The following is a 23,174-nucleotide window of genomic DNA, read 5'->3' on the forward strand; positions in this document are numbered from 1 at the left end:
TGCACCGAAGTCTCCGATCGGGTGGGCGGCGCAACAAGGAACCCTGGGGTGGGACTCGCGGCACCCCGCGACTGTGTCGGATCGGTTGACTAACCTGTGGGCATGCTGCCTGGGGAGTTCCGCCATCTCGACGTGACGTCGATCAAGGCGGTCCTCGGCACCACCACGTACAGCCGCGGCGAGCAGTACGCCCGCGACAACGCGGTCATCCAGATGTCGTGGGATCCGGCGGCCAAGGAGCTGTGGGGCGAGGTGGCGGGAACGGCGAGGGAGCCGTACTCCGCGTCTGCGTTCGTCGTCTCCAGCATTGGCCGCACCGTGTACCGGTACGGGATCTGCACGTGTCCGGTCGGCATGAACTGCAAGCACGTCGCCGCCCTGCTGATCACCGCGATGAAACAGGCGCGGACCGAGGCCCAGGCGCCGGTCGCGCCCACCTGGGAGCGCTCGCTCGGTTCCTTGCTCACCGCTGAACCCTTCGGCGACTCCGGCGGGCGTTCGCCGCTCGCCATCCAGTTCCGGGTCCAGGCGTCGGCCGCCGACGCGGCACCTCAATTGCTGGTGCGGCCCGTCCAGCCGGGCAGCAAGGGCTGGATCGTCGGCGGGCTGGCGTGGAACAAGCTGGGCAGCCAGTTCCAGCATCCCGCCGAGCAGATCCGGGTACTGCACGAGATCCACCTGCTGTCCGTCGGGGGTCTGACCTACCGCCGCCAGAACCACACCGATCTCGACCTCGGCGTCTTTCCCAGCCGCCAGCTGTGGTCGCTACTCGACGAGGCGGCCCGGGTGGGTGTGGAGCTCATCCACTCCTCGAAGCGTCTGGGCGCACTCGCCCCCTACCGCTCGGCGGAGGTCTGCCTCGACGCCACCCGCGACGACACCACCGACGCACTCGTCGTGCGGCCGGTGGTCCACGTCGACGGCGAGCGCGTCGACGCAGTGACCGTCGGTTTCATCGGCGTCCGCGCTCACGGCCTGTTCTACGTCGACGCGGACGAGCGCATTCACCTCGCGCGACTCGACTCCGTCGTGCCCGGCCCGTTGCAGGATCTGGTGCGCCGCCGCACGCCGATCGAGGTTCCCGCCGCCGAGGAGTCCCGTTTCCTGACGGACTTCCTGCCGAAGCTGCGCAACCTGGCCACGGTGATCTCCTCGGACGGCTCGTTCGTCCCACCCGAGATCTCGGCTCCGACCCTGGTGATGCGGGCGTCGTATCTCCCCGATCACGAGGTCACCGTCGACTGGGAATGGTTGTACACCGTCGGCGACGACGAGCACCGTGCGCCGCTGACGGCCCGGACCCGCGGCGACGAGTACCGGGACGACGCCCGCGAACGCGCACTGCTCGACGAACTCGACATCGCCTGGGACAGATACGGGTTGGGTTCGGCCGGTCCGGAGGCGACGGCGTTGCGCGGACTCGACACGATGCGGTTCACCACCGAGGTCCTGCCGCTGCTCCACGGCAAGTCGGACGTGTCGGTCGACGTCCTGGGCGAGCCGGCCGACTATCGGGAGGCCGGCGATTCCCTGGCCATCGGGGTGTCGGTCACCGCATCCGAGGGCGGCACCGACTGGTTCGATCTCGGCGTCACCCTCACCGTGGAGGGCCGGGACGTTCCGTTCGACCAGGTCTTTTCGGCTCTGGCCGCGGGGAAGACCGAACTGTTGCTCCCCGACGGCGCCTACTTCTCCCTCGACAAACCCGAACTCCACACCCTACGGAAGCTGATCGACGAGGCGCGGGCCCTCCGCGACCGCGCGGACGGCACGTTGCGCCTGAGCCGTTTCCAGGCGAGCCTGTGGGAGGAGTTCGCCGCGCTCGGCACCGTCAAACGTCAGGCGACGCAGTGGCGGCAGCAGGTGGACGGCCTGATGTCGCCGACCACCGTCGGGCCCGTGGACGTCCCCAGCACGCTCGACGCCCGGCTGCGCCCGTACCAGCTGGAAGGGTTCCGCTGGCTGGCCTTCCTGTGGGAGCACGGGCTCGGCGGCATCCTCGCCGACGACATGGGGCTCGGCAAGACGCTGCAGGCGCTGGCGTTGATCTGCCATGCGCGGCAGTCGAATCCGGACGCGCCGCCGTTCCTCATCATCGCCCCCACCAGTGTCGTATCGAACTGGGAGTCCGAATCTGCCCGCTTCGCCCCGGGCGCGAACGTCGTCGCGATCTCCGACACCCGCTCGCGCAGGCACGTTCCCCTGGGCGAACTGGTCGAGGGCGCCGACGTCGTCGTCACGTCGTACACCCTGTTCCGCCTGGAGTTCGAGGCCTACGCGGAGGCCGCGTGGTCGGGGCTGATCCTCGACGAGGCACAGTTCACCAAGAACCATCAGTCCAAGATCTACCAGTGCGTCCGCCGGCTCGAGACGCCGTTCAAGCTCGCGATCACCGGCACGCCGATGGAGAACAACCTTATGGAGCTGTGGTCGCTGCTGTCGATCACCGCCCCCGGACTGTTCCCGAACCCGGCCCGGTTCACCGACTACTACCGCAAGCCGATCGAGAAGCAGGGCGACACCGAACTTCTGGCGCAGCTGCGCCGCCGCGTGAAACCGCTGATGCTGCGGCGCACCAAAGAACAAGTGGTGAAGGATCTTCCGGCCAAGCAGGAGCAGGTGCTCGACGTCGAACTGCACCCGCGGCACCGCAAGGTCTACGACACCCACCTGCAGCGTGAGCGGCAGAAGATCCTCGGCCTGCTCGCCGACGTCGACAAGAACCGCTTCACGATCCTGCAGTCGCTGACCCTGCTGCGGCAGCTGAGCCTCGACGCCGGTCTGGTGGACGCCGAGTACCACGACGTCCCGTCCGCCAAGGTGGATGCCCTGCTCGAGCAGCTCGCCGACGTCGTCGCGGGCGGTCACCGGGCGCTGGTGTTCAGCCAGTTCACCGGGTTCCTCGGCAAGATCCGCGACCGGCTCGCGGACGCCGGCATCGCGCACAGCTACCTCGACGGCAGCACCCGGCGTCGCGGCGACGTGCTCCGCGAGTTCAAGGAGGGCGCCGCCCCGGTGTTCCTGATCAGCCTCAAGGCGGGCGGTTTCGGGCTGAACCTCACGGAGGCCGATTACTGCTTCATCCTCGACCCGTGGTGGAACCCGGCGACGGAGGCGCAGGCCGTGGACCGGGCGCATCGCATCGGGCAGACGCGGAACGTGATGGTGTATCGGCTGATCGCAAAGGACACGATCGAAGACAAGGTGATGGCGCTGAAGGCGAAGAAGTCGGCGCTGTTCGCGAGCGTGATGGACGCCGACTCCCTGCTCAGCTCCAGTCTCGACGCCGACGACCTCCGCGGGTTGTTCGAGTAGTCCCCTGAGAATGCCCGCCCACCGGCATCTGGGTAATGTCCGAGCCATGCCTCGTTACACGATTGCCCTGCGGAACAACGCCACGCCGGACGCGCCGGCGTCCGTGAGCCGCCATGTGCCGTTCTACTGCGCGCACGAGGCGGCGGGTGCGGCGTGGAAGCGGGCGCTCGTCGAGGCGTGCGGCGACCTGCTCGACCCGGTCACGCAGACCGCCGTGGTGAATGTCGTCAGCAACTTCGGACGCGAACTGTTCACTGGCGACGCGGACATCGTCGTCACCCTGGACCGGATCGGCAGCACCTCGCTGACCTTCCTGATCACCATCCACCAGGACTGTGTGCAGGCCGCGGAGCTGACCGTCGTACTCGTGCACCTCGATTCGAGCCGGGTGAACTCGGCGCCGTGGTCGCCGGCGCAGATCGCGGCGCTCGAGGCGTTGCGGAGCACTCCGGCCGTCGCCTGACCTCGATCGATCGAAGTTTCAACGACGCCTGATCTGGGCATTTGATGGACATGAGTATCGAAGACGGGCCCGGTGACACGCTGAGCCCCAGCGAGAGCCTGGACTCCGACGACGTGCGCAACAACGACGGCGACGACGTCGTCGATCCGCCCGACGGGTGGAGTGAGGCCGACAAGTTCGGCACCACGGCGCGCGAGGAGCGGGAGGGTGAATCCCTGGACGAGAAGTTGTCCGAGGAAGAGCCCGACGTGATGCTCGAGGAGCAGAGCGAGGTGTCGTTGGCGGATCTCCCCGACGACCAGCTGACCGAGGACGTCGACCGTGTCATCGACGACGAGGACATCGACATTCCGGTGTTCGGAAACAAGCACGCCGACGTGGTCGAGGGCGTCATCGTGCAGGACTCGCGCACCGACCGGGGGCAGATCGACGGGTCCGCGGAGGACGGCGACTCGTTCTTCACCGTCCTGGACTGACAGGGCCCCCGAAACGGGGCCTACACTGGCACTGATCGCACTCGCGACAGCCACCGAAAGGCCCGACATTACGCAATCCTCCGCTCCGCATGACGTCTACTTCGTACCCCCGGAGCAGGAGACCGCGGACGCCGTCGCCCACGCCTCCGCCGCCGCGGCGTCGAGACTGCGCGACCGCGCCGACGTGGTCCGGTTCAAGGGCCGCTTCGCGCTGCCCATCACGCACACCACCCCGCACGAGGCGATGGTCGAGGACCTGCTGTTCGTCCGCGACGTCCTCGACGGCGCCGGGATCGAGTACCTGCTGGTGCGGGGCAACGACGAACGCCCGGTCATCGCGGTCAACTGGGCGCAGCGGAAGGCGTTGCGGGCGGCCCTGGTCGCCGCGTGTGAGGACCGTCCGTTCTACTCCAAGACCGTCGACGCCAAGGGTCCCGCGGTCCTGGTCTCCGACGGCAGCCTGTCCGCGACGTCGAAGGCCCGCATCTTCCGGCTGTTCCGTCCGCGCGTGCACCTGGCGAGCGGCCTGAGTTACGGGGCGTCGACGGGGGTGCAGATCGAGTTGTGGTCGATCAGCGACGACGAGATCGTGCTGCCGATGGAGAATTCCCTGACCCGGCGCGTGGTGCGCTCGGAGGAGGCTGTCCGCGGCACCGTCGAGCGGTTCGGGCGGGTGTGGCCGACCATCGAGAACATGTTCGCCGACCATGCGTCGGACATCAATTTCGACGTCGACCTGGTGTTCTCCTGGGTGGACGGCTCGTCGGCGGAGTTCCAGGCGCAGCGCGCCAAGCGGATGCAGAACTACGTGGTCGGTGAGGGCGACGATTCCGCCGCCCGCTTCCGGCAGATCGACGAGCTCAAGTACGCGCTGCGCTCGGTCCACATGTACGCCCCGTGGATCCGCCGCATCTTCGTGGCCACCGACTCCGACCGTCCGGCGTGGCTCGCCGACGACCCCCGGGTGACGTTCATGCCGAGCGAGGAGTTCTTCGCCGACCCGTCGGTGCTGCCCACCCACAACTCGCAGGCCGTCGAGAGCCAGCTGCACCACATCCCCGGTCTCGCCGAGCATTTCCTGTATTCCAACGACGACATGTTCTTCGGCCGCTCGGTGGGTCCGCAGATGTTCTTCTCCCCCGGCGGCATCACGATGTTCATCGAGGCGACCACCCGAATCGGGTTGGGCCACAACGACGACGAGCGCAGCGGCTTCGAGAACGCCGCCCGCGTGAACCGCCGGCTGCTGCAGGACCGCTTCGGTCTGATGACCACCCGGCACCTCGAACACGCCGCCACCCCGCTCCGCAAGAGCGTGATGGAGGAGATGGAGAAGGAGTTCCCCGACGAGTTCGCCGCCACGGCCGCAAGCACTTTCCGCGCCAGCACCAACATTTCGGTGACGAACTCGCTGTATCACTACTACGCGTTGATGAGTGGTCGCGCGGTGGTGCAGACATCGGCACGGGTGAAGTACGTCGACACCACGATGAAGTCGGGGCTCCGCGACATGGACTCGCTGCTCGCGAAGCGGTCGATGGACTTCTTCTGTCTCAACGACGGCAGCGCACCCGAGATCGACCTGGAGTTGCGCACCAAGAAGGTAACGCAGTTCCTGGAGAACTACTTCCCCATCCCGGCACCGTGGGAGACCGGGATCTGATCAGACGGCGGGAAACGCGTCTTCCGGGCGCTCGCCCTCGTCGTAGACCGTTGCGGGAGAACCGATGAGGAGCGGGTCGGGGGTGCCGACCACCCGCGGGTCCTTGCCGGTGTAGTCAAATTTGTGGAGTACCCAGCGGATCGCCTCGATCCGGGCGCGCTTCTTGTCGTTCGATTTCACGACCGTCCACGGCGCCTGCGGGGTGTCGGTGTAGAAGAGCATCGCCTCTTTGGCCTCGGTGTAGGCGTCCCACTTGTCGAGGCTCGCGAGGTCGGTGGGCGACAGTTTCCACTGCTTGACGGGGTCGGTGCTGCGGGAGACGAACCGGGCGTGCTGTTCCTCCCGGCCCACCGAGAACCAGAACTTGATGATGTGGATGCCCGACTGCACGAGCATCCGCTCGAACTCCGGCGCAGACCGGGTGAACTCCAGGTACTCGTTGGGGGTGCAGTAGCCCATGACGCGTTCGACGCCGGCCCGGTTGTACCAGGAGCGGTCCATCATCACGATCTCCCCGCCGGCGGGCAGGTGCTGCACGTACCGCTGGAAGTACCACTGGGTGCGTTCGCGTTCGGTGGGCTTCTCCAGCGCCACCACCCGCGCACCACGAGGGTTGAGGTGTTCGGTGAACCGCTTGATCGCGCCACCCTTGCCGGCCGCGTCCCGGCCCTCGAAGATGATGACGACCTTCTCGCCGTTCTCCTTCACCCACGCCTGGAACTTCAGCAACTCGATCTGCAGTTTGCGCTTGCGGTTCTCGTACTGCCGCCGCGTCATCTTCTCGTCGTACGGGTACCCGTGCCGCCACGGCTCGTCCGTGTCGTCGATGGCGTGTTTGCGGCCGGACTTGCGCAGCAACTCCCCGATCTCGTCTATCTCCGGTGTCACGTCGATCTGACCGGCACGTGCGAGTTCGAAGGCGTCGGGATCGTGCAATTCGTCCACACAGCAAGACTACCGCCGCGGGGCCTCGCCGTCCGGGCTCATGAGATCGTAAACCCATGAGCATCGACCACATCGTTTCCGCGCTCGAGCCGACGGTCGCGGCCGAGCTCCGGACCGCCCTCGACGCGTCGCCGATCGTCACCCTCGACGGAATGGTGCTGCCCGACCCCGCGCGCGACGCGGTCCTCGAACTGCTCACCCTTCTCGCCGACGGGCAGAGTGTGGCACTCGGCGCGGTCGCGGACCTGCTCACCACGTCCCAGGCCGCGGAGATCCTCGGCGTCTCCGACACCTACGTGCGCCGGCTCGCCGACTCCGGCGCCCTGCCCATCGAGATGCGCGGCACCCACCGCCGGTTCCGGCTCTCCGACGTCATGGCGTACCGGGAGAAGTTCCCGCGCAGGGGCTGACTACACCCGGACCCGCGTGACGGCCTGCTCCCCGATGTCCGGGATCCGCACACCCTCGGCCGCGAGCCGCTGCTCGGTTTCCTCGGCGGTGACGTATTCGCCGACGGTGTCGTAGCTGCCCATCGGGACCACCGAATGCACGATCGTCTCCGGGTACACGTGGACGAGGTTGTAGCCCTGGGCGCCGTCGCGTCCGCGCAGCGCCCCGGCCGGGACGTTGAGGTCCTGGGTGTAGCAGGTGGCCGACGCGACGGAGACGGGGATGCCCGCGAACGTCGCCGTCGTCGAGTAGTGCAGATGTCCCGCGAGGATCGACCGGACGTCGCTGCCGCGCAGCACGTCGGCGAGGCGCGGCTGATCGCGCAGTTCCACCAGCACCGCCAGGTCGAGCACGCACGGCACCGGCGGGTGGTGCAGCGCCAGGATGGTCCCGTGGGGTGCCGGAACCGCGAGCTGCTGTGCCAGCCAGAGCAATTGGCTCTCAGAGATCTCCCCGTGGTGATGCCCGGGCACCGTCGTGTCGAGGGTGACGATGCGCAGTCCGTCGACGTCGTAGACGTGGTCGATCGGCTCGTACGACGGTTCCTGCCCGAGCAGTTCCGTCCGGAAGTGGCCGCGGTCGTCGTGGTTGCCCATCGCCCAGATCACCTGCGCGCCGAGCGACGCCGCGACCGGTTCGACGATCGCCCGTAACTTCTCGTAGGCGCCCGGCTGACCGCGGTCGGTGAGATCGCCGGTGAACACCAGGGCGTCCGGGCGGGCGTGCGACGACTCGATCTCGGTGAAGATCTGCCGCAGGGTGGCCTCGCTGTCGACGGCCCCGTACAGCAGGTCGTCGTCGACGAGATGGGTGTCGCTGAGGTGCAGCACGAAATGTGACGGTCGCGGATACTCGGCCGTCCGTATGTCGGCTGCCTCGGTGCCGCTCATCGGTCTCTCGCTTCCGCTCGCCCCGACGGGGGCAGGTGCCCGGGTGGACGCCACTGTGTGTCCACCCTAGCCAAGCGCACTCCGGTCACCTCCCGGGGCACGCGCGGTGGCCGGACGGTGAACGGTGCGGCACGACGTCAGTTTCGTGCGTGGTGCGGTGCGCGCGCCTCCGGGCCGGCGGGCGGGATCATCGCGGCGAGGTTGGCCTGGGCCTCGAACCGGGCCCGCTCGTCGCCGTCGTCCGTCGCTGCCGCGTCCTTGGCCGCGGTGAGGAACGGGCGGACCAGGTCGAGGGGCATCGGGAAGACGACGGTGGAGTTGTTCTCGCCGCCCATCGCGCTCAGGGTCTGCAGGTAGCGCAGCTGCAGGGTGGTGGGGTTGCGGCTGATGACGTCGGCGGCCTCGACGAGTTTCGCGGAGGCCTGGAACTCGGCTTCGGCGTTGATGATCTTGGCGCGGCGCTCGCGCTCCGCCTCGGCCTGCCGGGCGATGGCCCGTTGCATGTTAGCGGGGATCTCGACGTCCTTGATCTCGACGGTGGTGACCTTCACACCCCACGGCTCGGTCTGCTGATCGATGACCTTCTGCAGGTCTTCGTTGAGGCGTTCCCGCTCGCCCAGCAGCGCGTCGAGGTCGGCCTTGCCGAGGATCGAGCGCAGGGTGGTCTGGGCGATCTGCAGGGTGGCGGCCAGGAAGTCCTCGACCTCGACGATCGCGCGGTCGGCGTCGACCACCCGGAAGTAGGCGACGGCGGTGACCTTGGCAGGCACGTTGTCGTGGGTGATCACTTCCTGGACGGGGATCTTCAGGGTCACGGTCCGCAGGCTGACCCGTTCCATCCGGTCGATCGCCGGGATCAGCAGCACGAGGCCCGGGCCCTTCAGGTCGACCAGCCGGCCCAGCCGGAACACGACGGCCCGCTCGTACTCGCGCAGCACCCGGATCGAGCTGCTCGCGAGGACGGCGAGGAGGGTGATGACGACGCACAGGATGACGATGATGGTAGTCATATCTCGAGCTCCCAGGGTTCGCGGCGGCGCACGGTGAGGGTGAGTCCGCGGATCTGCTCGACGATGACGGAGTCGCCGGCGGTCGGTGTCTCGTCGTCCCCGAACAGTGTTTGCGCCTTCCACAGGCTTCCGGCGGCCTCGACCTGACCTTGCCGTCCCTTCCAGTTGCGGACGGTGGCGTCGGATCCGATGAGGGATTGCATTCCGGTGCGCACGGGCGCGTGTCCGGCGGCGAGCGCCTTCCGGCCGCCGACCACGGCGAGTCCCACACCGACCACCGCGACTCCGGCGGCCGCCGGGATGGCGATCATCTGCGCGGTGTCGCTGGACGTGAACAGCAGCCATACCCCGGCCCCGACGAACAGTGCCCCGAGCCCGCCGAGCACACCCGCGGTCGGTGCGTGTGCCTCGACGACGATCAACAGCACACCCAGGACCAGCGCCAGCACGCCCAACGCGGTCATCTCGCATCACCCACGATCACGCTTCGCGAGGACCCGGTCGCACTCGCATAGCCACTCGGCGATCGAGCCCTCAGTTCAACGGTAAGCGCAGGTCGACGGCAATGCCACCGGCAATTTCCGGCGGGGTACCGTTCAACGAATGACGAACGTAGATCACGGAGATCCCGGTGATGCCCCAACCGTGCCGCCGCCGTTGGAGGAGGTCGCCAACCCGGCCCGCCCGTCCGCTGCAGAGGAGGCCCGGACGGTCGCGGCCACGACCAATGTGGGCACCCTCGCGAGCCTGACCAGGGACGGCGACCCGTGGGCGTCGTTCGTCACCTACGGTCTGCTCGACGGCTCGCCCGTGCTGTGCGTGTCGCAGATGGCCGAGCACGGCCGCAACCTCGCGCACGACCCCCGCGCCAGCATCGCGATCGTCGCGCCGAACCCGCCCGCCGATCCGCTGGCCAGCACCCGCATCACCCTCGCCGGGTACGTCTACCGCCCGGAAGGCGACGAACTCGCCGCCGCGCGGGAGGCGCACCTGGCCGCCGTCCCGGCGGCGCACGTCTACATCGACTTCAGCGACTTCTCGCTCTGGGTGCTGCGGGTGCAGCGTGTGCGGTGGGTCGGCGGCTACGGGCGGATGGATTCGGCGACCGAAGAGTCCTACGCCGCCGCGACAGCAGACCCCGTCACCCCGCATGCCGGCCGGGCGATCGAGCACCTCAACGCCGACCACGCGGACGCCCTGCGCGCGATGGCCCAGGCGCTCGGAGGTTTCCCCGATGCTAAAACGGTCACCTGCGAGGGAGCCGACCGCTACGGACTGGACCTGCGCGTCACCACCCCCCGCGGCGTCGCCGTGACCCGCGTCGGATACGCAGAGCCACTCGACTCGGCCGACCAGTTACGTGCGGCGACAGTCGCATTGACAGAACAGGCCCGGGCGCTGACCGGTCGGTGAGCACGCGCCCGCTGCGACCGGGCTGAACGGTTCGGTCGCGGCGGCGCCCTTCCCGGGTGGTGATCAGGTTCCCTCCTGGGGTCAATACCGCCAATCGCGCGTGCCCGGCAAGCTTCTTGTTGTCAGCAAAACCCCCTCTCAACAAGGAGATTCGCATGTCGAACACCATCAAGCGCACGGTGGCCGCTCTCGCCTTCTCGGGCTTCGCTCTCGTCGCCGGGTCGGGTGTAATCCTCCCTACTACGACCCCCTTCGGGCCGAACTCGCCAGGTTGAGCGGGCCAGTCTCACGCTCGCGGCTCGATTCAGAAAGCCTCCTTGTCGGTGGGGCCTTCCTCGACGACGTTCAGCAGGGATCCGATGTGTGAACCACCCTGAAAGTTCCAGGGTCTGCCGGAACCTGCAGCGGCCCAATATTCTCATCTGTGCCCACAAACCGGTCAGCGAGCACAGGATTCCCTATACGCCCGATCGCCCATGTCGGCACCCAGGTGCCGTCTTTCAACGTGCAAGTTGCTTTCACGGCAGGGCTCTCAGAAGCGATGTTGCCTGAGCGAATCTCTGCCGCTGGCTGTATCGCGATAATTATCCCAGTGAGAACGGCGCACACAACATTCGCAGTCATAACCAGTGAGAAGAGATCACGGGACCACCTGTCCAGCCGCGGTGCCAACACCCAGATCGACACACAAAGACTGCACTACCGAGGACTACCGCAACCAGTGGGACGGCGTGAAATGCGGCCTCGGTCCAGCTGACCTTCAGCGCCAGGTCCGTAGCGCCGAGTTCATTATAGAAGGCGAGGGTCGGCAATCTCAGCAGCAAGCCCCCCACGCCGACGACCATGAGGACCTGGATCCCACGCACCACCGCACTGCGGACAACTACGCGCCTACGCGACCGGAGGATGTCGCTTAGTACGAACCATACGAGGACGATGACCAGGACAGCGGGGATTCCCACTAGACTTGGGGTGCTCCGCACCAACTGGAACAAGAGATAGACAAATACTCCGCTGAAACCGATGAGCACAAATCGCAAAACCGTCATGACCGTGCGACTCAGCCGGCTCAGGGCTTTCGACCGCCGACTGCCGAGGATTTCCACCACGTCGGGATTGGTGGTGTCGGACCATTTTGAACAGCTGTACGGAGACCAGTGTGAAGGAAGAATTCCGATGAACTTTCTCGGCTCAACGATGACTCGTGTGCTGATCTGAAGCGCCGCAAAATTGACAACGACGAAGATGAACATGCTGATAAATAGGCCGGGAATTAGCCAAGCATTCAGCGCGTCAGCGGGATTGAATCGCGGGGTGAACACTCCCAAGACCGTCGCTAGCAGTGAGACCACGAAACCCCAAAGCAGAAAACTTCTCCGCAGGACCGGCGAATCACCGTCTGTCGAGCCACCGAGCAACCAACGCTCGAGCCGCGATGAAAGGTGCCCCACCAACCAATTGTCGATGGCCCCGTACACGTTGTGCCCCAGCCGAACCGTCCAGCGCGACGAATCAACAGGACGCTCTTCAGTAGCGGGAACGCAGCGGTCATCCTGTGTCGGATTGGAGTTCTCGCCTACGTCACCGTTGCCGGGGAAACTGGCTGGGTATCTGACTTCACTGAACCGATCGGCCTGCATTCCTCCGATAACGAGACCATCCTTCGGGAGAACTACGGGTCGCATCACGGGACTTGGGTACTGAATTGGCGCAAGCGCCACAGCATTGATCCGGGCGGTGCAACACGCGTCCGTCAGCCGCTGGTTCACCTTGTTTACAAGCTCAACCTCTGTTTGAGCGCTGATTGTCCCCCTTACATCGCGAACAAAAGAGAGATGTCCATCGACGTTGTCGAGGCGGACCAAGCTGCAGCTGCGCCAACCGAGGTCCTCCAATACTGTACTTGCCGAATCAAGTTCAGCTTCAACACCGGAGACTTCGATGTAGCACCGAACCCGAGATAGCGCCCAGTTGAAAACATAGCTACCTAGAAACGAAACGCGGTTTGTAAGCACAACTCCCCCTGCTACCGTCCGGTATAACGGACTGAACCTCCCGCAATCACCATCCGCAGCATGATAGGTGATTGGTACGACAGAGATAGGGCACGACGGTCTCCCGGCCTACCCTCAACGGAAACGCCCCGCCAGCGTCCACGAATTGCTATCGCAGGGAACAACGATCTCGAACGCCTCCCAGGCACTACCGCTCGACCCTAAGACGCCCCGGTGCTACGTCTGCGCCGCCGATGTCCAAGACCTCGGCCAACTACGAGGACCGGCCACAGCCTGCTCAACGCAGTACGCACCCACCTGCCTTAACACGACGCCGGAGGTAGGTCGACGTGACCGTCCTCGCGCGCGAGGTCACCAAACCTTGGCTACCGCGGCAGCTAAAGTGGGTATGTCGATTCCTACAGCCACGGCGCGCGGCCCCGCGTTCACCCACCACCGGCCAGCTCGTCTGGGAATACGCCGAGATCGTGGTTGATCGGGGCGACCACGAGCTGAACGCCCGGCTCGGCCACACCCAGCGAAAAGGATCACTCGGACTGCAGTCGCTTACCGCAGGCTTGGTCCGAGATCTCGATGCTGTCACCGCGGGGGCTGACACTGCCGCACAGTTCCGGCGCTGGCGTGGGACACCACAGTAGATAACGGGCGAGCCAACTTCGGCATACTCCGCACACGCGTCACAGACTCCGAATACTCAAGCGCCTCGTAGTAATCACGAGAATTGCGCGACATCCAAGTCAACATCGCCATTGCCATCACCTGGATCACCCCGCCTCGCCGGCGCCCACGCCTGGATCGACTGCCACATCGACCTCGTCCAACCCGTCGGCGACCACGACCTCGTCCTCGAACTCGGCGCCACCGACACCCCCGACCCGCTGCTCCTCTACACCTCCACCTTCCATCAGCTCACCCCTGCGAGCCCCGCATGAACGCTGTCGACCAATGCCTCGAACAGCTGCGCGCCGGGAAACCGGTCCTTCCCCACGTGCGCGATCGTGGCACTCGTGACGATTTCCTCTTTGACGCATCGGCTTCCACGAGAAGTTGACGGTGGTGAGGTCGACCGCATCGGCACGGTCACGCTGCGGCCCGGAATACCGGAGGGGTCGCGTCGCATATCCGCACGACTTCGCGCCTTCATCCGGACGGCGTGGACCCACGACGACGTCACCTTCAACCGCGCTGAACTCGACGCGGAAGACCTGGACGGCTTCCTGTTCGGCACAGATCGAACTGCGCTTCGGTCCCTGATGGAGCCATTTGCGTGACCTCCAGGACGACCTCTGCTTCTACTGTGACAGGCGGATGGCCTGCAACGCATATCTATAACGTCGTGGCGTGGTCGATTATCCCGATCGACGGTGTCGCGAACCTGGTGGCGGCCGACAGCCGACGCAACCTCGATATGTCTGCGAGCATCCCTGTTCGTGAGCACGTAGCAGAGATTGAGCAAACGCCAGGTCCTCGGGACGCCACCCCTCGTCCATCAACGAGTCGATCTGGTCGTCGGCCACTGTCAGCGCATCCTCCGCCGCGCAGGGCACGAAGAGTACCTCCGGGCCTTCCCCACCGAGCAGACGCATCCGCTGGCCGACCAACGGCGTGAACGAGTCCGCGATCTGACGGGTATTGCGCAGATTGTGGTCGAGCACCAACGGGACCAATTGAATCGGCGGAACACCCTGCCGGTCGAACACCCGCTGCCCCTCGTCGCTGAACACATATATGCCGCCGGCTTCCTCGTCGCGCAGCGCCGCCAGCAACGGCCCCCACCAGTCATCGGCGAAGTCCTGCGCCTCGTCCACGACCACCGCGTCGAACCGGTCCCGCAAGGGCAGCTCCGACGCCAACTCCGCCATGTGCCGCGGAAGGTCGTGTTCCCAGAACTGCACGGTGTCGGTGTTGCGGATGCTTTCGTCCGGGCCCTCCGGCGCTCCCCACCGCTGACCGAGCGCATGGAACTCCCCGACGTACGCGGGACGCTCCTTGTACGACCAGGTTGCGGTCAACCGCTCGAGATACGACGCCAAACCATGCGAGTAACAGATGAGTGCCACCCCTGCCCCTGCTTCGCCAACCGTCGCGCCTTCTCGACCGCCAGGAACGTCTTGCCGCTTCCGGCGCCGCCCCGCACCTCGACACGGTGCAACAGCCGGATCGCGTCGAGAATCACCGACTGCTGGGCGGTGAGTGCGTCAGCAGCGTCTTCGTTCGCGATCGCCCTCGCGACCACGTCACGATGCGGCAGCCCCCGCCCGGAGAGGACCGTCGTGAGCTGATCGACCCCGTCCGCGGGCAGCGCCGGGCGGTCCAGCTGTTGACCGGACAGCACCTTCTGCAATCGCGACACCACCTCATCGAGGTTGCTGCGATCAATCACTTTCCAGCGCGGGCATTCCGGCAGGGCGAAGTCGTCGGCGATCTCCACGTTGGGCAAGACCACCACGTGGTCCCATCGCAGCCGCCCGTGACTCCAGCGCGGGTCGGCCTCCACGTAGCTCCGTAGGGCATAAAGCGCGTCGCGTGCTTGCCGGACCGGGTTGATGACCGCTGGTCCTTTTCGCTGCTGTTGGTACCAATCGGTGCCGTCGTGCCAGATCTGCCCACCCTTCACCTCCAGGCAGACGATCCCGTACCCCTCGAGCGCGACCACGAAGTCGATCTCATGGTCCTTGAGCCTGTCGGTGACCCGTTGGTTTGCCACCACGAGATCTCCGTCACCGAGCTGACCGAGCAATGCATTCCACACCGATTCCTCGGAACCATTCACCAGACGCGGATTCTCGGGAATTCGGATCACCATGCGGATACTTTCGCACGACGGCCTCGATCGAGCGCGGCGATCCCCGGCTGACCTCCACCTTCAGTAGTAGTTTGGCGATGTGGATACCAAGTGGCAGGACTCCAAGGCCGTGTCGTCGATGCTCGACGACTGGGAGACGTGGGCGATCGTCGGGCTCTCCGGCAACCCCGACCGAACGGCGTTTCGGATCGCGGAGCTGTTGCAGCGCCGAGGAAAGCGCATCGTCCCGATTCATCCTGACGCCCCGACGGTGCTCGGCGAGCAGGGTTACCCCACTCTCGCGGATGTGCCGTTCCCGATCGACGTCGTCGACGTCTTCCGCCAGTCGGAGGCTGCCGGAGAGTTCGCGGACCAGGCCGTCGAGGTGGGGGCGAAAGGCGTCTGGTTCCAACTGGGAGTCATCGACGAGGCCGCCTTCCAGCGAACGACCGCGAAGGGCGTCGCCATGGTGATGGACACGTGCCCGGCAATCGAGTGGAGTGCACGGGAATCAGCGTGAGCATGGTCGGGCCGACTGCGTCCCGGACGACTACCGCTACCCTGGACCGAAATCGTGCAAATCGGACAACGGTCTGATGCGCGCCGCTCAGTCAATCGGAAGGTTCCCACCTGTGGCCATCGACTACACCCGACGCCCCTCCACTCCTGCCGCACCGCAGGGCGGAGTCAATCTGAGCAAAGTGACCTTGTCGAAGGCTGCGCCTTCCGTCAGCCTCACGAAGTCGGGTGAGCGGCAGGGCGCGATGCGGGTCAACCTCAACTGGTCGACGGGCGCGGCGCCGCAGCCGAAGAAGGCCGGCTTTTTCGCGAAGCTCGCGGCCGCCGCGGGCGGCAACAACGGCATCGACCTGGACCTCGGCTGCTTGTACGAACTGGCCGACGGGTCGAAGGGTGTGGTCCAGGCACTCGGCAACAGTTTCGGATCGCTGCAGGACCCGCCATTCGTCAAGCTCGACGCCGACGACCGCACCGGCACCGTGACCGGGGGCGAGAACATGCACATCAACCTCGACCGACCGGAGATGTTCAAGCGGATCCTCATCTTCGCGATGATCTACGACGGCGCACCCAACTGGGCAGCCGTGGACGGTGTCGTCACCCTTTACCCCACCAGCGGCCCCGAGGTGGAGGTACGACTGGACTCGTCGAACAGCTCCGCTCGCATCTGCGCCATCGCGATGCTGCAGAACACCGGACAAGGCATCACCGTCACCCGCGAGGTGAAGTACGTCGAGGGCAGCCAGGCCGATCTCGACAAGACCTACAGCTGGGGCATGAAGTGGGCAGCCGGCCGTAAGTAGCAGAGACGGCGGTCGCGAAACCACATCCGCGACAGTGACGGCGGCGGAGCGGTTTCCGGTATGCCCGGTCCCCCTCCGCCAAGGGAATGCTGGGACCAGGCATTGCACCGAAAGGACCCTCAATACGCACACAGAATAACCTGTTGCCCCACGCATGATTTCCATCCCGAGGGCGCTAGCGCTGCGCGTTTGGGTCCGCCGCTCGAGCCACCCGTAAATCCGTCAACTGATTCGAGTACCTGAGCATGGTCGCTCAACTAGTTGGGCTCGTCATCAAGATTGCATCCTCAGTTGTCGACGCCGCTCGATGCGTTGTTGACGATTCCGATCGTGGCAGGGCTTGGTCACATAGCGCGTGCGCCGTCACGCCCCAGGGCACTAACGTCAGAACTATGTTCAGTACCGAGATCGAGGTGCGCACCGGCGCTGAGCCGGTGGTGCACGACCTGACCCGTGAGATCGAGAAGTTCCTCGCCTCAGCAGGCGCCGGTGACGGCCTGCTGCATGCGTGGGTGCCGCACGCCACTGCGGGACTCGTCGTCATCGAGACCGGTGCGGGAAGCGACGACGACCTTCTGCGGGCGATCGACGAAGTGCTTCCGCGCGACGACCGGTGGATCCATCGCCACGGCAGCCATGGGCACGGGCGCGACCACGTGCTGCCGGCGTTCCTGCCGCCCTACGCGTCCGTGCCCGTCTTCGACGGGGCACTCGCGACGGGCACTTGGCAATCCGTGTGTCTCGTCGACACCAATGTCGACAACCCGGTGCGGCACGTCCGGTTCAGCTTCCTGCAGGGCTGAACCGGCGCCGGCGGACCGTCTCCGATCAGGCCTGCGCGAGTCCCCTTGCCAAGGAATAGATTTCGGGGAGACTCGCCGTCTCGTCGGTGGACGATTGGTCGACCCACGTTTCCAACGCCGCCCGGAGTACGGCGATCGACACATCGACCGCCAGTCGAATCTGCAAGTCGGCGCAGTCGAACCTCGTCGACACCACATCGACAAGTGCCGCGGTCCGACGCACGCTCTCGCGCGCCAGCTCGGCCCGCAGCGCCGGCTCCTTCTTGATGAGTCGGTTCACCCGCAGCAATCGCCGACAGGCGATCGACGAACTGTCCGAGTACATCGTCAGAGCAGCAGCGAATGCCGTTTCCAGCGCGAGCCTCGGTGAGACCTCCGAGTCGAGCTGGTCGAGTCCTCCGGCCAGGACCGCCTCGAAGGCCCAGTGATCCCGGAGCGCCGCCTCTTCCTTGGTAGCGAAATATCGGAAAAAGGTTCGCTGCGACACTCCCGCAGCCTGCGCGATCTCGCCGACGGTCGTGCCCTCGACACCCTTGTGTTCGAACAGCGTGAGTGCGGTCTCGCTGATCTCGACATTCGTCTGCTCGCGTCGCCGCTCCCGCAGCCCCAACGGGCCGGCGGGCAGGTCAGGCGACACGGAGAACGCTTCGACTCTGGTCATCAACGGCCTTCGCAATCGGTAGGAGCACCCACCAGAGATCGTTCATATCTGGTCAGCAGTTGTCAAGATGGCAGCGTGTGCCATAATGTATGTGAAGGGTAGGTAATCTATGAATCTCAATATCGGTGATATCTTTCTGTACCCGCACCATGGGTCCGTGACAGTCACAAAGCTCACGACCCGGATGTTCAACGATTTGCCCACCGAATACGTACAGTTCGAAGTCGCCCAGAACGGGCTGTCCATCGAGATCCCGGTAGCGAAAGCCGAATCCATCGGCGTCCGGAATGCGATCAACAACGACGAAGTCGGTCGCGTCTTCGACATCTTGCGTGGTCCGACGGTCGACGACCCGTCGAACTGGTCCAGGCGGTTCAAGGCCAACCAGGAAAAGCTGACCGTGGGCGGAATCTTCACGGTGAGTGAAGTCATCCGCGATCTGATGACGCGTGCGCAGGTCAAGCCGCTGTCGGCCGGCGAGAAGCGGCAGCTCGAGCACGCAATGCAGCTCGTCATTTCCGAACTCGTCCTCGCGATGAAGTCCGACCCTGACGAGACTCGGCGCCGCATCGAGGCGATCTACGAACCCGCGTCTGCCTCTACGGCGGCGGTTGTCGCAGTCTGAAAACACAATCGGCAACGGCCCCGAACCAAAGTTCGGGGCCGCTGCCGATTTCGTGCGCGGGAGTCGAGATCAGCTGCTGCCGAAGAGGTTTCCGAGTGACCCTGTTCCGGATCCGGCACCGTACCTGATGACTACCGACGAAACAGCATCCGCCCCAGCTGCGCTGAAGGTTCCGCCGGGCGCATAGGACGATCCCCCACCGCCTCCGCCACCACCGTAGTTCTCGGCGCCACCTCCGCCGCCGAACCAGCCTCCGCCGCCACCGCCGCCCGTGCCTGCACCGGCACCACCGACACCGGCCTCACCCGGCGAACCATGCGGGTCGGTGCCACCGTTGCCTCCGAGGCCACCAGCGACGTCCGTGGCGCCGCCTCCGCCGCCTCCCCCGCCGCCGGCTTGGCCGGCGGGTCCGGTCGGGGCCAGATTGCCTGCGCCGCCGATGTAGGTGTCACCGGCACCGCCTCCGCCCGCGGCGACGATCTGACGATCCGCCAGCGCACCCGTCCCGGTGCGAACGTCGGAGGCACCGCCACCGCCACTTGCGCCGGTGCCGCCGGCTCCACCGCCGTTGTATCCGGCTTGGCCGTCGCCGTCGCCACCGTTGCCGCCGACCTGGATATACAGCGCGTCACCCGCGGCGACCGTCAGCTGCCCGGTTGCGACGGCCGCGGCGCCGCCGAGGACAGTTTCACTGTTTCCACCACGTCCGCCCGTTGCCGTCACGGCCAAGCTGGTGATGCCCTCGGGAACCGTGAACGACTGCGCACTGCCGGTGAACGTGAACGTGCAGGTCACCTGGGTGCCGACGCCTTGCACACAGCCGGCAGGCAACGCCGCCGGCGCTGCAACCGCCACGCTGGGGGCAAGCAGTCCCGAGGCACCCACTACGGCGAGGCCACACATTCCGGTCGTGTACCACCGGCGGCGTGATCGAACGAGGGTTGTGGTCAAAGCAGTCTCCTGTCGCAACGCGAGCATGTTGAAAGCTGGTCCGAGTGGAGCATTCCATAGCGTCCGGCATCCAGTGGGTCTTCCGGTCTCCCGGTCGGATTTCGCACGAAAACACCTGGTCACGGGCCATGTCGTTCCGCTAATCGGGACCCGCGGTATCGCAAACCGCGGCGAAAGGTCAGTATGAAGGTAAGTAGAACTAATTTGTTCCTCTAGGCAACGAGGTATGCATATGAACGACGCAGCGCCCATCGGTGACGGGATCTTCCAGATTCCGGTCCCGATCACCGACAATCCCCTCGGTCACACGCTGGTGTACGCGATGGAATCCCCCGGCGGTCTGATCCTCGTCGACGCCGGCTGGGACGACGACAATGCCTGGAACGGCCTCACCTCCGGTCTCGAGGCCATCGGGCACTCGGTCAAGGATGTGGAAGGCGTCGTACTCACCCACTTCCACCCCGACCACACCGGTCTGTGCGGTCGCGTCCGGGAGGCCTCCGGTGCGTGGATCGCGATGCACGAATCCGATCACGGAATGTTCGAGCACATGTCGACCGGTCACGGGCCCGCGTGGTTGGACTTCCAGAAGGAGAACATGACGCGGGCCGGCGCCGCCCCGGCAGACCTGGAGGCATTCGAGAAGTCCGCGTCCGGGAAGCCGCCTGCGGGTCCCGACTCGGCCCCCGACCGCGTTCTCGTCGACGACGAGCTCATTGCGCTCGCCGGTCGTAACCTGCGCGCCGTCTACACCCCGGGCCACACCCCCGGCCACGTCTGCTTCTACCTGGAAGACGCCGACGTGATGTTCACCGGCGACCACGTCCTGCAGAAGACGACGCCGCACGTCGGCAACTTCGTCTACCCGCTCGAAGAACGCGACGCCCTGGCGGAGTTCATGGACTCGCTGCGCCGCGTCCAGACCATGAACATCACCCGGGGCCTCGGTGCCCACGGCATCCCCATCGACGACGTCGCGGGCCGCGCCGGCGAGCTCATCGAGCACCACGAAGAGCGACTCGACCACCTGTACAAGGCTTTCGGCGACGATCAGATCACCGTGTGGCAGGTCGCCGAGCGCATGAAGTGGTACAAGCCGTGGGCCGACATCTCCCCCATGGGCAAGGGGATGGCCCTGTCCGAGGCGGCGGCTCACCTTCGGCACCTCGTCGCCCGGGACCTCGTCGCCCAGGTCCCCGACAGCGAACCCGCCGTCTTCGCCCGCCGCTGACACGTGAGTGGCAAAGCGTGCCCGAGCACACTTTGCCACTCACGTGGGCGGGGTCATCTCCAACCGCACACCGAGGAGTCGCACTTCCCGCTCGTGGTCGAGCCTGTCGACCAATGCCGCGGCCGCATCGGAGATCACGTCCGGATCGAACGTCGGTTCCGGCAGTGGCTTGCTCGTCGTGTGGGTGTCGAACGGGGCGTAGCGCACTTTCAACGCCACTCGCACCGCCATGCGGTTCTCCGCGAGGATGTCCTCCCTGACCCGGTCGGCGAGACGTCGGATCTCCTCGGTGACGGCCTCCTTGCCGGCGAGGTTCTGCTGGAAGGTCGTCTCCCGGCTGTGCGAGCGCGCCACCCAGGGTTCCGCCGAAACCGGAGAAAGATCGATGCCGCGGCCGATCCGCGCGTACCACGGACCCATGTTCGGACCGAGGGTCGCGGCCAACTCCTGATCCGACGCGTCGGCCAACTCTCGCACGGTGCTGATGCCCAGTGCGGCAAGCTTCTTCGCTGTCTTCTTGCCGATCCCCCACAGCGCGTCGGTAGGACGCTCTCCCATTACGGCGAACCAGTTCTCCTCCGTCAGCCGGTAGATGCCCTGCGGTTTGCCGAAGTCCGTCGCGATCTTCGCTCGTAACTTGTTGTCGCCGATGCCGACTGAGCAGTGCAGCCCGGTCGCGTCGAGGACGGCATCGTGGATGGTTCGCGCGAAGGCCTCCGGGTCGTCGGTCTCGACACCGAGAAACGCCTCGTCCCAGCCCATCACCTCGACCACGACGTCCAATTTGCGCAAGGTGTCCATCACGACCGCCGACACCTCGGTGTAGGCCTCGGCGTCGACGGGCAGGAACACCGCGTCGGGAATCTTCCGTGCGGCGATCCGCATCGGCATCCCGGAGCCGACACCGAACTCCCGCGCCTCGTACGACGCCGTCGACACCACCGCGCGCTCGGTGGGATCGCCGCGACCGCCCACGACGACGGGACGTCCCCGCAGCTCAGGGTGCCGCAGCACCTCGACGGCGGCGATGAACTGGTCGAGATCGACATGCAGCACCCACCGGCGACGCGGCGGAGTGCTCATGCAACCAGTGTGCCGGAATCGTCGTATCGGGACCGTCGAATCCTCGAGTTCCGCCGCGGGACAAATCAGAACAAATCGTCGGCGTTTTCAGTCGGTATCAACTCGTCGGGGAACCGATACGAGCATCCGAGTTCACTGGTGGACCGCGTGCCCCAATTGTCCCGGAACCAGGCCACGCAGGTGTTCGCGATGAGGTTCACGTCTCGGCTGAAGAGATAGCCGTCCGTGCAGTCTTCGAAATGGCCGTCGAAATGCCACCTGTCGAGGGTCAGGTGCTCGGCGGAATAGTCGGCGAGCAGCAGGTGCCCGAGCTCGACGCGTGATCGACGGAGCATCAACACACCGTCGGCCAGTACCTGAATCTGCGCGCAGACGACTTCCTCGTCGTCGTCCTCGCTGACATAGCTGTTCGGGCCGATCTCGACGATGAGCGCGACCGGTTGCTCGACCAGCGAACCCGTCAACCACTCGACCATTCCCGCCCACGAAACCTCGGGCACCTCGGTGGAATCGACCATCATCATCACCTTCCCTTGCTCGCGACCGACCATGCCTGGGGAGCGGCGGGCAACTCCCCGTGAGTCGTATCAAAGCAGAAGGATCCGACCTATGTGGGCCGAAATCGTTCTACGCCGACAGGCGTCGTTCACGCGAATGACGTCAATGAAGCCTATTGCGTTGCCTTCTCCCACCACCACGTGACGTAGACCGGATACGTCTGCAGCGGATAGAGGAACGGCACGGCGTCGGCGAGGCTCCCGACCGGGTGGACTACGCCGTCCGGCCCCGCCTGGAGGCATCCGAAGGTGTGCCCGTGAAACGAACTGCACGTGATCGGCTCGGCGGTTCCCCACGGGCTCAGGAGCAGCGCGTGATTGTCATTCGGGTCGAATGCGCCTGCGTCCGTGAGGGTTCGGAAGTAGTCGGTGACATCCCCCGCCGTTACGGGGCTCGGCGACGGCTCAGCCGACGCTCCCGGTGCGACGATGACCATCCCCGTCACAGCCACCGCCGCCGCACCCAATGCTGTCTTCCACCAACTCATACGCCCCTCCTCGCCACACGTTCGATGT

23 protein-coding genes and 1 pseudogene are annotated in these 23,174 nt (G+C 65.8%); 13 read left to right on the forward strand and 11 right to left on the reverse strand.

Annotated elements, in window-relative coordinates:
• Positions 1-102 precede the first annotated feature (102 nt).
• The 4 genes from DTA22_RS05870 to DTA22_RS05885 all read left to right on the forward strand — a co-directional run bounded on the left by DTA22_RS05870 (position 103) and on the right by DTA22_RS05885 (position 5,917).
• Positions 103-3,315 carry a DEAD/DEAH box helicase gene (locus DTA22_RS05870; protein WP_112298893.1) on the forward strand — a complete coding sequence of 1,071 codons (3,213 nt, stop codon included), beginning with the start codon at positions 103-105 and terminating at the stop codon, positions 3,313-3,315.
• A 46-nt stretch (positions 3,316-3,361) separates the two neighbouring features.
• Positions 3,362-3,778: an acyl-CoA thioesterase family protein gene (locus DTA22_RS05875; protein ID WP_112298752.1), complete on the forward strand. Its 417-nt coding sequence runs from the start codon at positions 3,362-3,364 to the stop codon at positions 3,776-3,778.
• 44 nt (positions 3,779-3,822) lie between these two features.
• Complete coding sequence (locus DTA22_RS05880; RefSeq protein WP_037226914.1) at positions 3,823-4,254, forward strand: hypothetical protein; 432 nt, start codon at positions 3,823-3,825, stop codon at positions 4,252-4,254.
• Between the two features lie 166 nt (positions 4,255-4,420).
• Positions 4,421-5,917: a stealth family protein gene (locus tag DTA22_RS05885; protein WP_174233760.1), complete on the forward strand. Its 1,497-nt coding sequence runs from the start codon at positions 4,421-4,423 to the stop codon at positions 5,915-5,917.
• Here DTA22_RS05885 and ppk2 read toward each other — a convergent pair whose 3' ends face one another.
• Complete coding sequence (ppk2, locus tag DTA22_RS05890) at positions 5,918-6,862, reverse strand: polyphosphate kinase 2 (protein ID WP_009474342.1); 945 nt, start codon at positions 6,860-6,862, stop codon at positions 5,918-5,920.
• 56 nt (positions 6,863-6,918) lie between these two features.
• Between ppk2 and DTA22_RS05895 the strand changes: the two genes are divergently transcribed.
• Positions 6,919-7,272 carry a helix-turn-helix domain-containing protein gene (locus tag DTA22_RS05895; protein WP_112298753.1) on the forward strand — a complete coding sequence of 118 codons (354 nt, stop codon included), beginning with the start codon at positions 6,919-6,921 and terminating at the stop codon, positions 7,270-7,272.
• Here the strand turns inward: DTA22_RS05895 and DTA22_RS05900 are convergent, their stop codons facing one another.
• The 3 genes from DTA22_RS05900 to DTA22_RS05910 form a co-directional block, all read right to left on the reverse strand.
• The gene (locus DTA22_RS05900) at positions 7,273-8,202 is read right to left on the reverse strand and encodes a phosphodiesterase (protein ID WP_037226911.1); all 930 of its coding nucleotides are present in this window, start codon (positions 8,200-8,202) and stop codon (positions 7,273-7,275) included.
• Between the two features lie 137 nt (positions 8,203-8,339).
• A complete protein-coding gene (locus DTA22_RS05905; protein WP_112298754.1) occupies positions 8,340-9,212 on the reverse strand; it encodes a slipin family protein in 873 nt (290 codons plus the stop codon).
• Positions 9,209-9,676 (reverse strand): NfeD family protein, encoded by a 468-nt coding sequence (locus tag DTA22_RS05910; protein WP_007300492.1) that lies wholly within the window; start codon positions 9,674-9,676, stop codon positions 9,209-9,211. Before DTA22_RS05910 ends, DTA22_RS05905 begins: the two co-directional genes overlap by 4 nt.
• A 139-nt stretch (positions 9,677-9,815) precedes the next feature.
• On the opposite strand from DTA22_RS05910, the gene DTA22_RS05915 reads away from it, so the two are divergent.
• Positions 9,816-10,625 carry a HugZ family pyridoxamine 5'-phosphate oxidase gene (locus DTA22_RS05915; RefSeq protein ID WP_112298755.1) on the forward strand — a complete coding sequence of 270 codons (810 nt, stop codon included), beginning with the start codon at positions 9,816-9,818 and terminating at the stop codon, positions 10,623-10,625.
• Positions 10,626-11,245: 620 nt separating this feature from the next.
• On the opposite strand, the gene DTA22_RS05920 is transcribed toward DTA22_RS05915, so the two are convergent.
• Positions 11,246-12,313: a hypothetical protein gene (locus tag DTA22_RS05920; RefSeq protein ID WP_146777753.1), complete on the reverse strand. Its 1,068-nt coding sequence runs from the start codon at positions 12,311-12,313 to the stop codon at positions 11,246-11,248.
• A gap of 1,076 nt (positions 12,314-13,389) precedes the next feature.
• Here DTA22_RS05920 and DTA22_RS05925 point away from each other — a divergent pair.
• Together DTA22_RS05925 and DTA22_RS36685 are read left to right on the forward strand one after the other, a co-directional pair.
• Entirely contained in the window at positions 13,390-13,572 is a 183-nt protein-coding gene (locus DTA22_RS05925; protein WP_409372686.1) for a flavin reductase family protein, read from the forward strand.
• Between the two features lie 75 nt (positions 13,573-13,647).
• On the forward strand, positions 13,648-13,911 hold the full coding sequence (locus DTA22_RS36685) for a hypothetical protein (RefSeq protein WP_235214696.1): 264 nt from the start codon (positions 13,648-13,650) through the stop codon (positions 13,909-13,911).
• A gap of 153 nt (positions 13,912-14,064) precedes the next feature.
• Here the strand turns inward: DTA22_RS36685 and DTA22_RS05935 are convergent.
• Positions 14,065-15,446 (reverse strand): annotated as a pseudogene (locus DTA22_RS05935) (NERD domain-containing protein); the annotation flags it as partial.
• Positions 15,447-15,525: 79 nt separating this feature from the next.
• On the opposite strand from DTA22_RS05935, the gene DTA22_RS05940 reads away from it, so the two are divergent.
• The 3 genes from DTA22_RS05940 (at position 15,526) to DTA22_RS05950 (ending at position 17,550) form a co-directional block, all read left to right on the forward strand.
• On the forward strand, positions 15,526-15,945 hold the full coding sequence (locus DTA22_RS05940; protein ID WP_112298757.1) for a CoA-binding protein: 420 nt from the start codon (positions 15,526-15,528) through the stop codon (positions 15,943-15,945).
• Positions 15,946-16,057: 112 nt separating this feature from the next.
• On the forward strand, positions 16,058-16,747 hold the full coding sequence (locus DTA22_RS05945; RefSeq protein WP_112298758.1) for a TerD family protein: 690 nt from the start codon (positions 16,058-16,060) through the stop codon (positions 16,745-16,747).
• A 392-nt stretch (positions 16,748-17,139) separates the two neighbouring features.
• Complete coding sequence (locus tag DTA22_RS05950; RefSeq protein ID WP_112298759.1) at positions 17,140-17,550, forward strand: YjbQ family protein; 411 nt, start codon at positions 17,140-17,142, stop codon at positions 17,548-17,550.
• Between the two features lie 25 nt (positions 17,551-17,575).
• Here DTA22_RS05950 and DTA22_RS05955 read toward each other — a convergent pair whose 3' ends face one another.
• Positions 17,576-18,211 (reverse strand): TetR family transcriptional regulator, encoded by a 636-nt coding sequence (locus DTA22_RS05955; protein WP_112298760.1) that lies wholly within the window; start codon positions 18,209-18,211, stop codon positions 17,576-17,578.
• Positions 18,212-18,368: 157 nt separating this feature from the next.
• Between DTA22_RS05955 and DTA22_RS05960 the strand changes: the two genes are divergently transcribed.
• Positions 18,369-18,836: a CarD family transcriptional regulator gene (locus DTA22_RS05960; RefSeq protein WP_235214694.1), complete on the forward strand. Its 468-nt coding sequence runs from the start codon at positions 18,369-18,371 to the stop codon at positions 18,834-18,836.
• A 69-nt stretch (positions 18,837-18,905) separates the two neighbouring features.
• Here the strand turns inward: DTA22_RS05960 and DTA22_RS05965 are convergent, their stop codons facing one another.
• On the reverse strand, positions 18,906-19,787 hold the full coding sequence (locus DTA22_RS05965; RefSeq protein ID WP_112298895.1) for a glycine-rich protein: 882 nt from the start codon (positions 19,785-19,787) through the stop codon (positions 18,906-18,908).
• Positions 19,788-20,019: 232 nt separating this feature from the next.
• Here DTA22_RS05965 and DTA22_RS05970 point away from each other — a divergent pair, with 232 nt between their 5' ends.
• On the forward strand, positions 20,020-21,018 hold the full coding sequence (locus DTA22_RS05970; RefSeq protein ID WP_112298762.1) for an MBL fold metallo-hydrolase: 999 nt from the start codon (positions 20,020-20,022) through the stop codon (positions 21,016-21,018).
• Positions 21,019-21,057: 39 nt separating this feature from the next.
• Here DTA22_RS05970 and DTA22_RS05975 read toward each other — a convergent pair whose 3' ends face one another.
• The 3 genes from DTA22_RS05975 to DTA22_RS05985 form a co-directional block, all read right to left on the reverse strand.
• The gene (locus DTA22_RS05975; protein ID WP_037226887.1) at positions 21,058-22,101 is read right to left on the reverse strand and encodes a DNA polymerase IV; all 1,044 of its coding nucleotides are present in this window, start codon (positions 22,099-22,101) and stop codon (positions 21,058-21,060) included.
• 65 nt (positions 22,102-22,166) lie between these two features.
• Positions 22,167-22,619, reverse strand: coding sequence for a hypothetical protein (locus DTA22_RS05980; RefSeq protein ID WP_112298896.1), 453 nt, complete (start codon positions 22,617-22,619; stop codon positions 22,167-22,169).
• Positions 22,620-22,771: 152 nt separating this feature from the next.
• Positions 22,772-23,146: a hypothetical protein gene (locus DTA22_RS05985; protein WP_146777754.1), complete on the reverse strand. Its 375-nt coding sequence runs from the start codon at positions 23,144-23,146 to the stop codon at positions 22,772-22,774.
• Positions 23,147-23,174 lie beyond the last annotated feature (28 nt).

Origin of the sequence: Rhodococcus wratislaviensis (genome assembly GCF_900455735.1) — a bacterium.
GTDB lineage: Bacteria > Actinomycetota > Actinomycetes > Mycobacteriales > Mycobacteriaceae > Rhodococcus_F > Rhodococcus_F wratislaviensis.

What these genes read in the sequence shown, in the direction of transcription:
- DTA22_RS05895 (WP_112298753.1), top strand. Translation starts at nt 6,919, where the DNA reads ATGAGCATCGACCACATCGTTTCCGCGCTCGAGCCGACGGTCGCGGCC.
- DTA22_RS05970 (WP_112298762.1), top strand. Translation starts at nt 20,020, where the DNA reads ATGAACGACGCAGCGCCCATCGGTGACGGGATCTTCCAGATTCCGGTC.
- DTA22_RS05985 (WP_146777754.1), bottom strand. Translation starts at nt 23,146, where the DNA reads ATGAGTTGGTGGAAGACAGCATTGGGTGCGGCGGCGGTGGCTGTGACG.
- DTA22_RS05915 (WP_112298755.1), top strand. Translation starts at nt 9,816, where the DNA reads ATGACGAACGTAGATCACGGAGATCCCGGTGATGCCCCAACCGTGCCG.
- DTA22_RS05880 (WP_037226914.1), top strand. Translation starts at nt 3,823, where the DNA reads ATGGACATGAGTATCGAAGACGGGCCCGGTGACACGCTGAGCCCCAGC.
- DTA22_RS05910 (WP_007300492.1), bottom strand. Translation starts at nt 9,676, where the DNA reads ATGACCGCGTTGGGCGTGCTGGCGCTGGTCCTGGGTGTGCTGTTGATC.
- DTA22_RS05870 (WP_112298893.1), top strand. Translation starts at nt 103, where the DNA reads ATGCTGCCTGGGGAGTTCCGCCATCTCGACGTGACGTCGATCAAGGCG.
- DTA22_RS05900 (WP_037226911.1), bottom strand. Translation starts at nt 8,202, where the DNA reads ATGAGCGGCACCGAGGCAGCCGACATACGGACGGCCGAGTATCCGCGA.
- DTA22_RS05980 (WP_112298896.1), bottom strand. Translation starts at nt 22,619, where the DNA reads ATGGTCGATTCCACCGAGGTGCCCGAGGTTTCGTGGGCGGGAATGGTC.
- DTA22_RS05975 (WP_037226887.1), bottom strand. Translation starts at nt 22,101, where the DNA reads ATGAGCACTCCGCCGCGTCGCCGGTGGGTGCTGCATGTCGATCTCGAC.
- DTA22_RS05875 (WP_112298752.1), top strand. Translation starts at nt 3,362, where the DNA reads ATGCCTCGTTACACGATTGCCCTGCGGAACAACGCCACGCCGGACGCG.
- DTA22_RS05905 (WP_112298754.1), bottom strand. Translation starts at nt 9,212, where the DNA reads ATGACTACCATCATCGTCATCCTGTGCGTCGTCATCACCCTCCTCGCC.
- DTA22_RS05950 (WP_112298759.1), top strand. Translation starts at nt 17,140, where the DNA reads ATGTTCAGTACCGAGATCGAGGTGCGCACCGGCGCTGAGCCGGTGGTG.
- DTA22_RS05955 (WP_112298760.1), bottom strand. Translation starts at nt 18,211, where the DNA reads ATGACCAGAGTCGAAGCGTTCTCCGTGTCGCCTGACCTGCCCGCCGGC.